General features: G+C 64.5%; 11 protein-coding genes and 1 pseudogene. 5 read left to right on the forward strand and 7 right to left on the reverse strand.

What is annotated here, in order from left to right:
- Positions 1-259: 259 nt before the first annotated feature.
- Together UP10_RS05680 and UP10_RS05685 are read right to left on the reverse strand one after the other, a co-directional pair.
- Positions 260-937, reverse strand: a complete 678-nt coding sequence (locus UP10_RS05680) for a Dph6-related ATP pyrophosphatase (RefSeq protein WP_044586377.1) — start codon at positions 935-937, stop codon at positions 260-262.
- Positions 937-2,352, reverse strand: coding sequence for a flavin monoamine oxidase family protein (locus UP10_RS05685; protein ID WP_044586378.1), 1,416 nt, complete (start codon positions 2,350-2,352; stop codon positions 937-939). Before UP10_RS05685 ends, UP10_RS05680 begins: the two co-directional genes overlap by 1 nt.
- A 211-nt stretch (positions 2,353-2,563) precedes the next feature.
- Here UP10_RS05685 and UP10_RS05690 point away from each other — a divergent pair, with 211 nt between their 5' ends.
- The gene (locus UP10_RS05690) at positions 2,564-3,451 is read left to right on the forward strand and encodes a YiiX/YebB-like N1pC/P60 family cysteine hydrolase (protein WP_245321668.1); all 888 of its coding nucleotides are present in this window, start codon (positions 2,564-2,566) and stop codon (positions 3,449-3,451) included.
- 85 nt (positions 3,452-3,536) lie between these two features.
- Positions 3,537-3,972, forward strand: a pseudogene (gene nikR / locus UP10_RS05695) (nickel-responsive transcriptional regulator NikR).
- A gap of 6 nt (positions 3,973-3,978) precedes the next feature.
- Here the strand turns inward: nikR and UP10_RS05700 are convergent.
- Together UP10_RS05700 and UP10_RS05705 are read right to left on the reverse strand one after the other, a co-directional pair.
- On the reverse strand, positions 3,979-4,926 hold the full coding sequence (locus UP10_RS05700; protein WP_044586380.1) for a hydroxymethylglutaryl-CoA lyase-like TIM-barrel protein: 948 nt from the start codon (positions 4,924-4,926) through the stop codon (positions 3,979-3,981).
- 7 nt (positions 4,927-4,933) lie between these two features.
- A complete protein-coding gene (locus UP10_RS05705; protein WP_044586381.1) occupies positions 4,934-6,103 on the reverse strand; it encodes a CaiB/BaiF CoA transferase family protein in 1,170 nt (389 codons plus the stop codon).
- A gap of 106 nt (positions 6,104-6,209) precedes the next feature.
- Between UP10_RS05705 and UP10_RS05710 the strand changes: the two genes are divergently transcribed.
- The 3 genes from UP10_RS05710 to UP10_RS05720 all read left to right on the forward strand — a co-directional run bounded on the left by UP10_RS05710 (position 6,210) and on the right by UP10_RS05720 (position 9,538).
- Positions 6,210-7,136, forward strand: coding sequence for a LysR family transcriptional regulator (locus UP10_RS05710; protein ID WP_044586382.1), 927 nt, complete (start codon positions 6,210-6,212; stop codon positions 7,134-7,136).
- A 124-nt stretch (positions 7,137-7,260) separates the two neighbouring features.
- Positions 7,261-8,679, forward strand: coding sequence for an MFS transporter (locus tag UP10_RS05715; RefSeq protein WP_044586383.1), 1,419 nt, complete (start codon positions 7,261-7,263; stop codon positions 8,677-8,679).
- Between the two features lie 106 nt (positions 8,680-8,785).
- Positions 8,786-9,538 (forward strand): sulfate transporter family protein, encoded by a 753-nt coding sequence (locus UP10_RS05720; RefSeq protein WP_044586384.1) that lies wholly within the window; start codon positions 8,786-8,788, stop codon positions 9,536-9,538.
- On the opposite strand, the gene UP10_RS05725 is transcribed toward UP10_RS05720, so the two are convergent.
- The 3 genes from UP10_RS05725 to UP10_RS05735 all read right to left on the reverse strand — a co-directional run bounded on the left by UP10_RS05725 (position 9,535) and on the right by UP10_RS05735 (position 12,643).
- A complete protein-coding gene (locus tag UP10_RS05725) occupies positions 9,535-11,019 on the reverse strand; it encodes a DHA2 family efflux MFS transporter permease subunit (RefSeq protein ID WP_050043572.1) in 1,485 nt (494 codons plus the stop codon). The genes UP10_RS05720 and UP10_RS05725 overlap by 4 nt on opposite strands.
- 62 nt (positions 11,020-11,081) lie before the next feature.
- A complete protein-coding gene (locus UP10_RS05730; protein ID WP_044586386.1) occupies positions 11,082-11,594 on the reverse strand; it encodes an isoprenylcysteine carboxyl methyltransferase family protein in 513 nt (170 codons plus the stop codon).
- Entirely contained in the window at positions 11,591-12,643 is a 1,053-nt protein-coding gene (locus UP10_RS05735; RefSeq protein WP_044586387.1) for a type III polyketide synthase, read from the reverse strand. The genes UP10_RS05730 and UP10_RS05735 overlap by 4 nt, the downstream gene beginning before the upstream one ends.
- Positions 12,644-12,727 lie beyond the last annotated feature (84 nt).

The raw sequence follows: 12,727 nt of genomic DNA on the forward strand, positions 1-12,727 counted from the left end.
TCCATTATACCGAAATCGTGCAAGCGCCCCGCGCCCGGACTCACAGACCACGCCACAAATTCGCTGTCGTCCCGGGCTTGCCGCCTCCGCCAAGGCTCCGGCGCGCCCAAGGTCGCAAGCCCCGTCGAAGCCTTGGCGTAGACGGGACCCGGGACCCATAACCACAAATGCGAATTGCCTTGCGACGCTGGAACGACGAGTCCCATTCACAACATCGGCCGCGGAGGTTGGGTCCCTGCTTCCGCAGGGACGACAGCGGTTATGTGGCAGGCGCCATCACCAAATCGCAATACGCATAGCCGTCGCGCTCGACGCGTTCACCGGTTATGAGAGCAAGTGGACGCGCAAACATCGGCCCCGCCACGACGCAGGTGTGAAACTCGCCGTTCTCGCCACAGGGATCGACGTTCGCAGGCAAATCGGCCAGCAACCGCGCATCGAACTTGCGGCCGGCGAACTCGGCCGGAAGTTTTTTCATATCCACCGTGGCGAGCCAGGCTTCGAGCCCGCTTGCGAGCATCGCCTCGGCGAGCGCCGGCGTCGGCCGCTCCCACAATGGAAACACCGGCGTGATGCCGGTGCCGGCGAGCTTCTGCTCGCGATAGGCGCGGATATCGGCCAGGAACAGATCGCCGAAGATCATGTGGGTGACGCCGTCACGAACGGCCTGCGCCACCGCTTCCCCCATCCGCGCCTCGTAGACCTCGTTCGGGCAGGGATAGGGTATCGGCACGATCAGCTGCGGCAGTCCCGCCGCATCGCACTGCGCGTGCAGGATCTCCTGACGGACGCCGTGGATCGAGACGCGGCCAAAGGTCTCGGTGACGGTCGTCAGCGCACTGACAATCTCGAACTCGCCGGCGCGCCGCACCTCGTGCAGCGCGAACGCGCTGTCCTTGCCGCTCGACCAGGAGATCAGTGCCTTTGGCGGTGACATCAGTTCATCGGCGAGGCTGTGTGAGAGCGCCCACGGTGCGACCGCGGCTTCGCGGCCGGTGCGGCGGCTTCGGGCGCCGCGTCCTTGAGCGCACCGATCCGCCGCAGCGCGGCCTCAGCGGCGCGCTCGCCGCTCTCCCAGGCGCCGTCAACGGTGCCCCACAGCGTCTCATGCGTGGCTTCGCCCGCCAGATACAGGCAGCCGATCGGCTCAGTCAGGATCTTTCGCGAGGCTTGCGCGCCCGGTGCGGCGGCCGACATCGCACCGAGGATGAAGGGCTGTGCATTCCAGCGGGTCGCGGTCGTCTTCTTCACGGCGGCGCCGATCTCGCTGCCATAGAGCTTGCTCAACCATTCAACCGCGAACGCGCCCATCGCCTGCTCGCCCTGCGCGGACAAATCGCGGCCAAAAGAGCCCGCGACATCGATCGTGCACAGCGACGAGCCGCCGATATTGCCGTAAAGGAGGGCCGTCCGGGTCGAATTGCTCTGCTCGATGATGACGTCGTCGCGCGACAGCCCGAGCGGGTTGCCGGGGAGTTGCAGCGCAATGCGATCGTAGCTGCCGAGGCTCAGTTTCGCCGCGGCATCGAGCGTGCGCTTCGGGATGTCGGGGCCGAATTTGATGTTGCCACTCGTGAGCACATTGCTCGACACGGTGACGATGGCGGCTCGCGCGTTGATCTTGCCGGAAGGCGTCTCGACCACCACGTCGCGATTGCTCCACAGAATCCGCTGCGCGGGTGTCGAGAGCGCCAGCGGAAGCTGCTCGCCGAGCTTGGCGATCAGGGCCCCCAAGCCCTGCCGGCAGGCAATCGCGCCGTTGCGGTCCTGCGCACGGACCTTGTCGACGGCGGAGACGTCCTTCAGATCCTTGCCGCTGAAGCCGGCGCCGAGCAGAAACTCGGCCGTGCCGGCCCAATCGCCGAGATCCTTCGGCAACGCTGCGGCGCAGGCGATATCGGCCCTGCGCGAGGCATCGTCGATGGCGCGATTGGTGCGCACCAATGCGGCCAGAAACTCCTCGGTCTCGCCGGGACGGGCATAGCGCCGGCCGATGCGGATCTTCTGGCCCGCGGGCGCCGTGACGATCTCGAAGCCGGCGGCGCGAGCCAGCCGGATCACCGGATTGGTCTCGGGATTATGCATCCAGCGCGCGCCACGATCGAACGGTACGTCGAAGCTCGCCGCATCGGTCTGGCAGCGCCCGCCAATCTGGCCTGCGGCCTCCACCACAATCACCTTGCGGTTCGCGGCTGCAATCCGGCGCGCCGCGGCAATGCCCGCGGCGCCCGCGCCGATCACGACAATGTCAGCCTCGCGCGGCAACGGCGCAGCCAGGACCCGGCCACTGAGCGCTGGCGCAGACGCCAGTGCTGCGGACGCCGACAGGAAATCGCGGCGGGTCATTGTCATGGCGAGATCACTGGCGAGATCACTGGCATGGTTTCCGGGGACTTGCAGCAAAGGGGAACGCTTCGCGAACTTAGCCGTATCTCACCGATCGCAGCAACCGTCATGGTAAATCAATCATGATTGATCCGCGTCATGCATGAACTAAATTGAAACGGCTTGCGACCATGCTAAGGGAACACAAGCGGTCGTAGAACCGCTGGGGGAGATTCCAATGGGGGTCGTGCTCGATACCGTCGGCCAATGGATCGCGGGGTACCTTCAAAAGGAGGTCCCGGGTTACGAGCCGTTTACGCCGAGCGATCCGGAACATCTGCGCGGCATCATCCAGCCGGGCGACGTTCTGCTGGTCGAAGGCAACAACCGGATTTCCGGCATCATCAAATACCTGACGCAGTCGACCTGGTCGCACGCTGCGCTCTATGTCGGGCCGATCGACGGTGCGTTCGAAGCCGACGGCGAGCAGCATATGCTGATCGAGGCCAATATCGGCGAGGGCGTGACCTCAGCGCCGCTGTCGAAATATTTCCCATACCACACAAGGATGTGCCGGCCGGTCGGACTGTCCTACGAGGACCGCACCACGGTGTGCCGCTATGCGATCAACCGCATCGGCTTCGGCTACGACACCAAGAACATCGTCGATCTCGCACGGTTTCTGTTCCCGCTGCCGATCCCGCAGCGCTGGCGACGGCGCATGATCGCGTTCGGCTCCGGCGATCCGACCAAGATCATCTGCTCGGCGCTGATCGCGCAGGCCTTCGACGCCGTGCGCTACCCGATCCTGCCCAAGATCACACGCGCCGCCAGCCGCAAGGCGCGCCGCGAGATCCTGCATATCCGCGATTCCTCGCTCTACATGCCGCGCGACTTCGACATCTCGCCCTATTTCGAGGTCGTCAAACCCACCATCGTGCACGGATTCGATTACACGGCTCTGCACTGGGCCGACAAGCAAAAGCCGCTCCAGGAGGTAGCAGGCGAATTCAGCGTGTTTCCAGAATGCAACTCGCCGCCGCTTGCTCCTGAAGAGATTGACGAGGAGGCACCGATTCCGGTTGCGGAAGTAACGCGCGTCGCCGCGGAGCCGGCGCTGGTCTAGCGCGTCGCGGGCCGTCGCACGACTGTGCCATCGCATGAGACCTGCTACAGTCACGCGACGATCGCCCAGCCAACACGGATAATCCGTGCAACGGATCACCATCACCATCGAGGATGATTTGCTCGCGGAGATCGACGCTGCCGCCGCAGCGCGCGGCTACCAGAACCGCTCTGAGATCATCCGCGATCTCGCCCGCGCCGGCCTGCAGCAGAGCGCGGAGGAGATGCCTTCAGGGCAATGCGTGGCGACACTGGTCTATGTCTATGATCACGCCGCGCGCGATTTGTCGAAGCGGCTGGTGCAGAATTTCCATGGTCACCACGATTTGTCGCTGGCGACGCTGCACGTCCATCTCGACGACGACAGCTGCATGGAGGTGACGGCGCTGAAGGGCGCCAGCGGCGAGGTCCGACATTTCGCCGACCACATCATCGCCACGCGGTGTCCGCTACGGCCGCGTGGTGATGATCCCGACCGCGTCAGGAAAGAAACCGCGCAAGCGCGCGCATCACCACGATTAGATCCGTTTATGCCGCCCGTGCCTTGGCCCCAGATGGCAGCCCGGCGCGCGCGAGACCCCCGTACAACGCCTCGTTCGGCATCTCGGACTTGAGAATCGAACGCACCGCGATCAGACGGTCGAGATCGATGCCAGTCGGAAATCCCTGACTCTCGCAGAGGAACACGAGATCCTCGAACACCGCATTGCCGGTCGCGCCCGGCGCGAACGGGCAGCCGCCGAGGCCACCCAACGAGCCGTCGAGCACGCGGGCGCCTTCGTCGAGCGCGGCGGAAGCATTCGCGATGCCCATGCCACGGGTGTCGTGCAGATGAACGCAGACCGGCTTCACGCCCGCGATCCTGACCGCGCCCCGCGTCAGCTCGCCGACCTGTTTCGGGCCGGCATAGCCGACCGTGTCGGCGATCGCGACCATGTCGACGCCGGCCTCGTAAAGCTGCTCGGTGAGGCGCAGCACCTCGGTCGGATCGACAGGACCGACGATCGAGCAGCCCAGCGCCATCGAGATCGCGGCATTGACCAGCGGCTTGTGGGCGCTGGCGTCACGCAGCTCGCAGAGCCGCTTGATGTTCGCGATCGCAGATTCGCGCGAACGATTGGCATTGGCCTGGCTGTGCTCCTCGGTTGCCGAAACGACAGAGGCGATCTCGGCGACGCCCGAGGCCAGCGCCTCGTTGACGCCGCGCTCGTTCAGCGCCAGCGCGACGCCGTGCGCACCGGGCAGCGACGCGACGGTCGCGATGACGTCCCTGACATCGACGAACTGCGGAAAGGTCTTGGCCGGCAGGAACGAACCGACCTCGAAATGCCTGACGCCGGCGGCGTATTCATCGCGCACCCAGCGCTGTTTGGCCGATGTCGACGGGAATGTCTTCACCAGCTGCAGGCCGTCGCGCAGGCCGACCTCGCGCAGGCTCACTCGGTCGTTCGGATAGATATCATGGACGCGGGTCATGGCAGCCTCACGCAGCGTTTCCGGTTGATGAGCGTTTCGGTTGTTCGAGCTCGGCGCGAACGTCGTCGGTATCGGCACCAAGCGCCGGCACTTTCAGGCCCTCACCGATATTGCAGCCGTTCCACTCGACCGGCAGTGCCGGCACGCGGAACGGCTTGCCGTCGGCGTTGACATTGTTGACGAGGCCGCCCGGGCGCAACACATGCGGGTCCTGCAGCAGATCCTCGGGCCGGTTGATCGGCGAGAAGCAGATGTTGAGCGCGTCAAGCCTGGCCGACAGCTCCGCCACATTCCAACGTTTGACCACCTCGGCGACGCGCGGAATGATCCGGTCCCGCGCCATGATGCGGTCCGTCGTGGTGCGCAGCGTCGGATCGTCGGCGAATTCCTGCAGGCCGAATTCGCGGCAGAAGCTTTGCCAATGGCCTTCGGTGACGACGCCGATGAAGATGCGATCGCCGCCGGCGGCGTCGAAAATATCGTAGATCGGCCAGGCATGCTCGCGCTCCGGCATCGAGCGCGGCTTGCGGCCGGTCATCTCGTACTCGACCATGTGCTGGGCGACCAGGAACAGGCAGTTCTCGAACAGCCCGATACGGATGTCGGCGCCGTTCCTGTTGCCGCCGCGCTTCTGATAGAGCGCGGCCAGGATCGCGATCGCGCCGAACATGCCGCCCATGATGTCGTTGGCGGAGGAGCCGACGCGCTGCGGCTTGTCGCGGGTGCCGGTCATCGCCGCGAGCCCCGACATCATCTGCACGACCTCGTCGAGCGCCGGGCGATGCTCGTAGGGGCCGGACAGAAAGCCCTTGTGGCCGGCGACGATCAGATCCGGATATTTCTTGCGCAGCTCCTCGGCGCCGAGGCCCTGCTTCTCGAGCTGGCCGTCGCGAAAATTCTCCAGGAACACGTCGGCGCTGGCGAGCAGCCGGTGCATCATCTCGCGGTCTTCGGGTTTCGCGAGATCGAGCACGACGCTGCGCTTGCCGCGGTTGAACAGCGGGAAGAACGAGACACCCATGCCGCCGAGCGAGCGGGTCTTGTCCCCGGCCGGGGGCTCGACCTTGATCACCTCGGCGCCCAGTTGCGCCAGGACCATGCCGCAGGTCGGACCCATCACCATGTGGGTCATCTCGACGACCCTCACGCCTTCCAGCGGCAATCCGCTCCCGGTCATCAGCTTCTCCGTGCTCGCTCTTCCCTGAGATTAGGCTTCCGCTCGCTATCTGAAAAATATAATCTGTCGAATAGTGCATTCGCGGTTCTAGAACGCTCTGGTTCCCATGGACTCCCGCCAGCTTCGCTATTTCATCGCGGTTTACGAGCAGCGCAACCTGTCGCGGGCGGCGGACCAGGTCAATGTCGCGCAATCGGCGCTCAGCCACCATATCGCGAACCTCGAAGCCGAATTCGCCACACCGCTGTTCGAGCGCAAGCCACGCGGCATGGAACCGACCGCGGCCGGGGAACGGCTCTACGAGCATGCCCGCATCATCCTGCGCGCGATGGCCGCGGCCGAACGCGAGATCAAGGAAGGTGGCGGCGCGATTGCCGGCGACATCTCGATCGGCATGGCCAATTCCGGGATGAAGGCGATCGGCGTGCCGCTGATGCGGACCGTGCTGACGAAATATCCGAACCTGAAGCTGTCGCTGACCGAAAGTCTCTCCGGTGCGACGCTGCTGCATCTGATGAGCTCGGAGGTCGACCTCGCGCTGGTCTACAACCCGCCGTCGGAGAAGGACCTGATTGCCGAACCCGTGCTGGAAGAGCAGATGTTCTGCGTCGGCACCGAGAAGCTGATCGGCAAGACCAAGGCGCCGATCAGCCTGGAGGAGGTGGCTCGTCTACCACTGATCCTGCTGCGGCAAGGGTTGTCGGCCCGCGCGCTGCTTGACGACCCCGTGCCGCTGAAGCGGCTGGAGGCCAACGCCATCATGCATCTCAATTCGACCAGCGGCATGATCGGCGCGCTCACTGCTAGCTTGGGCTGCACGATCGCAACCACTCATTTCGTGAGCGAGCCATTGAAGGCCGGGAAACTGGTGGCGCGCGAGGTGATCGACCCGCAGCTGACCCGCACGCTCTATCTCTGCCGCCTCCGCAACCGCCCGATGACCTACGCCATGGAGGAAATGTGCCGGCTGATCCGCGCCCTGATCGCCGAACAGGTCGGTCGCGGCGCCTGGGAAGCGACTCTCCTCATCTGAGTTCTAGAATATCGAACGATTGCTTCGATATGTTCGTCTGGATTTCTGGCTCCCGGCTGCCAAACATCCGATTGGACCGCCTTCGGAAGAAGGGCGGCCATTGGCCTATTCGGGGAGGATCACGATGAGCGCCGTCGATCTCGGCTCGGTTGCCGACCTTGCCAGCACCACAAGCCAGCCCGACGAGATTTCACGGCGGCTCGAGGCATTGCCCGCCTCGCCCTACGTCTGGCGGCTGGTGATCCTGCTCTCGCTCGGCGGCTGCTTCGAGATGTATGACCTCTTCTTCACCGGCTATATCGCGCCTGGACTCAGCCGCAGCGGGTTGATGACCGCAACGACCCAGGCGTTCTTCGGCTTCTCCGGCATCGGCGCTTTCGTCGCCGCGACCTTCGCCGGATTGTTCGTCGGCACCTTCTTCCTCGGCTTCCTCGCCGACCGGTTCGGACGACGGGTAATCTTCACCTTCGCGCTGCTCGGCTACAGCGCGGCATCGGTGGTGATGGCGTTTCAGACGACGTCAGAGGGGTTGCTGCTGTGGCGATTCATCGCCGGGATTGGCATCGGTGTCGAGATCATCACCATCGATGCCTACATCACCGAACTGGTGCCAAGCTGGATGCGCGGCCGGGCCTTTGCGATCAACCAGTCCGTGATGTTCATAGCGATCCCGATCGTGGCGTTCCTGTCATGGTGGCTGGTGCCGCTGCAACCTTACGGGCTCGATGGCTGGCGCTGGGTGGTGCTGATAGGTGCCGCCGGCAGCATGGTGATCTGGGTGTTGCGGCTATTTGTGCCGGAAAGCCCGCTCTGGCTGGCACGCCACGGCCGGACCGAACAAGCCCTGAAAATCCTGGCGTCGCTTGAAGCCTCCGCGGGCGTCGACAACGCGCGGTCAGGTGCAATCGCCAACAGAGGGCCCGCACGTACGCCGGCGAAGGTTGGTTTCGCCGAGTTATTCCGGCCGCCTTATCTTTCGCTCGTCGTGATGTTCATGGTGTTCAATTTCTGCCAGGCGTTCGGCTTCTATGGTTTTGCCAATTGGGTGCCGACGCTCCTGGTCGAAAAGGGCATCACTGTCACCAAGAGCCTGGAATATTCCTTCATGGTCGCGTTCGCCTATCCGATCGCGCCCTTGCTGGCGTCAAGCTTCGCCGACCGGCTCGAACGCAAATGGATCATCTGCGGGGCGTGCGTGGCGATCATCGCGTTCGGTGCAGCGTTCTCGCAATTCACCGCCCCTGCCCTGCTGATCCTGAGCGGCGTTCTGCTGACGGCGGCGAACACGACGATGTCGTATGCCTATCACGCCTATCAGACCGAGGTGTTTCCGACCGCAATTCGCGCCCGCGCCTCGGGCCTCGTCTATTCGATGAGCAGGATCAGCGCGATGTTCTCAGGCTTCATCGTCGCCTATATGCTGCGCATCGGCGGCGTCGGCGGCGTGTTCGGCCTGATCACCTCGGCCATGATCCTCGTGATCATCGTCGTGGCGACGTTTGGCCCGAATGTCCGGGGCAAGCCGCTCGACGCGCTTTCTTGACGCCAACCGATGTCCAAACCGCTCTAACCGCGACACAAACGGCACTTGCCGAAGCCATATTGGGTGTCTACCTCTCGCGGGGACTTTTTGGAGAGGTAACCCGGTCATGTTGGACGCCGCCGTCAAGGCGATTTTGCAAATCCTGTCGCCGCCGATGCGCTCGATCCTGTGGCGCTCGATCGGGCTTGCGCTCGTGCTGATCACCGTGCTGGCAATCGGATTGCAGCGGCTGCTGAGCTGGTTTGCCGAATACGGCTCGGTCTGGGCCGAGGCCATGCTCGGCCCCAACTTCCATACCACGCTGACTGTCGTGTCCTGGATCGTCTCGATCGCCGCTGGCCTTGGCGTCGTGCTCGGCGCCGTCTTCCTGATGCCTGCAATCACCTCGCTGGTGGCGAGCCTGTTTGTCGACGACGTCGCCGACCATGTCGAGCGCGAGCACTATCCGGCCGAGCAGCCCGGTGTGGCGCTGCCATTGGCGATCGCAATGACTGAAGGCGTCAGGACGGCGTTGCTGACCATCCTCGTCTATCTGGTGGCACTCCCATTCGTACTGTTCGCCGGCGCCGGCTTCATCGTGTTCATCGTCGCAACCGCTTGGCTGTTGGGGCGAGAATATTTCGAGCTCGCGGCGATGCGATTCCGTTCGCCCGCGGATGCGAAGGCGATGCGCAAGGACAATGCCGCGACCGTCTTCACCGCGGGCCTGTTCATCGCAGCCTTCGTCTCGATCCCGATCGTCAATCTTGCGACCCCGCTGTTCGGCATGGCCTTCATGGTCCACATGCACAAGCGGCTGTCAGGCCCGCGGCCGGAACTGTTGGAACCGAGGCGGCGGAGCGATGTCTCTGTCGTCTAGGCCGTCTCTGGCGGCGCCCGATCGTGCGCGAATGGCACCAGCAGCAATCCGACGATCGCCACGCAGGCGAGCATCGCCCATGCCTCGTTGACGGTAAGCGCCAGCGACGCCCTCTCAACCAGCGGACGGACAAATGCCACGGCGGCTTCGGTCGGTGGTCCCAGCGGGCGGTCGATGAGCATCTTCGGATCGAGCCCGATAGCCTGCGCCGCGGTGATATCTCCTGCCAGCAGCCGCACGCGAAAATCTTCCGCGTAACCCGGGCTTCGGCCGTAGAGGATCGTATCGATCAAGGTGATCCCGATCGCTCCGCCCAGATTGCGCGCCAGATTGAACAGTCCGCTGGCGTCGGCGACCTCGGTTTCAGGCAACGCGCCCAGCGCGATCCGTGTCGGCGGCAGCAAGCAGAACATGATCGCGACGCCGCGTATGAGCTGCGGCCAGAACATCTCGTCGAAATCAGTGGTCCGCGGCTGAAAGGCGCTCAGGCTCAAGCCGAGCGCAAACAGGCCAAAGCCGATGCCGGTCAACAAACGCGCGCCGATGCGGCCTTCGAGGATCGCGGCAAGTGGCGCCGCGACGAGTTGCGCAATTCCCGTTACCAGCATGATGGCGCCGATCTCGAAAGCATCGTGCCGCCGGACGAAGCCGAGAAAGACCGGCATCAGATAGACCGAGCCATACAGGCCGACACCAAGGCAAAAGCTCAGGGCGCAGCCGATCGCGAACGAACGCCGCCTGAACGTCGACAACCGTGCGATCGGATGCGTTGCACGCAACGTGCGCCGGATCAGGACCGCCATCCCGACAATGCTTCCTGCCAGCGGGCTCACGCAAAGCAGCGAAGCCCAGCCAAGTTGCGGCGCTTCCTTGAGCCCGATCTCGAAGCTTGCGAGCGCCGCCGCGAGCAGGACAAGCGAGCACCTGTCCAGCTTCGATAATTCGTGGAGATCTCCGGCAGCACGCGGAAGCAGAAATGGAGCGCCTGCGGCTGTAATTATTCCCGGAACGACATTGATCAGGAACAACCACGGCCACGACCAGGTCTGCGTGATCCAGCCGCCAACGACAGGTCCGACGGTTGGGGCAAACACCGCAACGACGCCGCCGATTGTGGTGGCCACCGCGTGGAGACGCGCCGGAAACAGCGTGAACACCGCAGAGAACACTGCCGGGATCAAGACACCGCCGGAGAATCCCTGCAACACACGAAATATCAGCAGCAAGGCAAGGCTGCCGCTGAAAGCACAGCCGATGGACGCGACAGTGAACAGGCTCACGGCCGTCACGAACAGCCAACGCAGCGACAGCGCGCGCGTGAACAACCCGGTCAGCGGGATCGCGATCACCTCCGCAATCAAATAGGCGGTCTGGATCCAGCTCATCGCAGCTGACGAGATCGCGAGCGCGCGCTGGATCGTCGGCAGCGAGGTTGCGACGACCTGGATGTCCAGGATGGCCATGAACATGCCGAGGCACATCAGGAGGAATCCGGCCCACGTCGCGACGGATGGGCTGTCGGCTCGATGCTCCCCCCGCTCGCTCATGGCGCACCGGTGCGCGGACGGCCGGGAACGGAAAGCGTGCGCGTCTCGACGCCGATCCGGACCGCGAGCACTGCGAGATTGAGGATCGTGAAGATGACCGCCAGCCGTGGCAGATGCAGCGCGAGTGGAAGCAGCGCGATCTCTCCGATGACGACGGCATAGTTCGGATGCGAGAGATACCGGTAAGGCCCCGATGCGACCAGCGGCTCGCCCGGCAGCACGATGATCCGCGTGGTCCATCGCGGACCGAGGGTGGCGAGGATCCATAGCCGCAAGCCCTGCAGCGCCAGGTAGACCGTGAGCGCCGCCAGGTTGACGTCCTGTTCGCGGCCCCACGCCCACAGGGCGATGAGCCAGGCAGCATGGACCGAGACGACGAGCGGATAGTGGTTTGCGCCGACTTCGACGGCGCCGCGCGCCAAAAGCCGCCCCGTATTGTGCCGTGACAGCACGAGCTCGCCCAGACGCTGCAGCGTGACCAGCGCGAGAATGATCGACGCCAGGCTCACTCCGCGTGCCGCAGCGCGACGCAGCTCACGGTGAAGCCGGGTCCGAGGGCTGTCAACAATGAGCGCGGTGGCAGGCCCTTCGCGCGCGCCCGTTCGAGGACGAAGAGAGCGGTCGGGGCCGACATGTTGCCGCAATCGGCAATGACATCGCGCTCGTGGTCGAGCGTGCCCTGATCGAGCGCCAGCGCGCGCTCCAGCGCCACGATGACTTTGGTGCCGCCGGGATGGCAAAGGAAACGGTCGATATCGTCGACCGAAAGCTCCATCCGCGCGAGGATTTCGGCGACCGCCGGGCCGAGATGCTGGCGGACAAAGTCGGGAATGGTCCGCTGAAAGACCACGCCGAATCCTTCCGGATCGACCGTCCACCCCATGACGTCAAGCGTATCGGGCCAAAGCTTTTCGCCGGACGCCTCGATCCGCGTCGTCCCGCCGTCGCCGGCGCGCAGCACGACCGCCGCGGCACCATCGCCGAACAGGCTGGCGGCGACGATATTCGCCTTGGTGAGCTCATCATGCCGGACCGCGAGCGTGCAAAGCTCGAGCGCGACCAGCAACACGTTGGCGCCCGGCCGCGCTTCCGCAAGCCGCGATGCGATCGACAACCCCGACACACCGCCTGCGCAGCCGAGACCGAACACCGGCACGCGCGACACATCCGCCCGCAGGCCGAGCTTGCCGGCCACGCGCGCCTCCAAGGTCGGCGTCGCAATCCCTGTCGAGCACACTGTGACCACAACATCGATGTCGCCGCCGGTCAGGTCGGCCTGGGCGATCGCCTTGCGCGCGACATCGACGAACAGTGATTCCGCGCCTTCCAGGAACGCCTGCGTCCGCTCCGGCCAGCCGCGCCGCTCCAGATACCATTCGATCGGTTTCACGCCGTAACGATGCCGGATGCCGGTGTTGGCGAAGAGGCTCGAAAGCGTTTCGAATTCCGGATAGCGGTCGGCCAACAGGCCACGCGCCGCCTGCAGGATCTGCCCTTGATGGAACAGATGCGGCGGAACCGCGGATGCCACGGAAACAAGGGCGGCCGTCTGCTTCATAATGCTTGTCCTGGATTGGTCCCCGCTACGTGAAACCACCGGGCAAGCCGAATATTTCAGGAGTTGCCGACATCGGGCCCGAGC

This window comes from Bradyrhizobium sp. LTSPM299 (genome assembly GCF_000938235.1).
Taxonomy (GTDB): domain Bacteria; phylum Pseudomonadota; class Alphaproteobacteria; order Rhizobiales; family Xanthobacteraceae; genus Bradyrhizobium.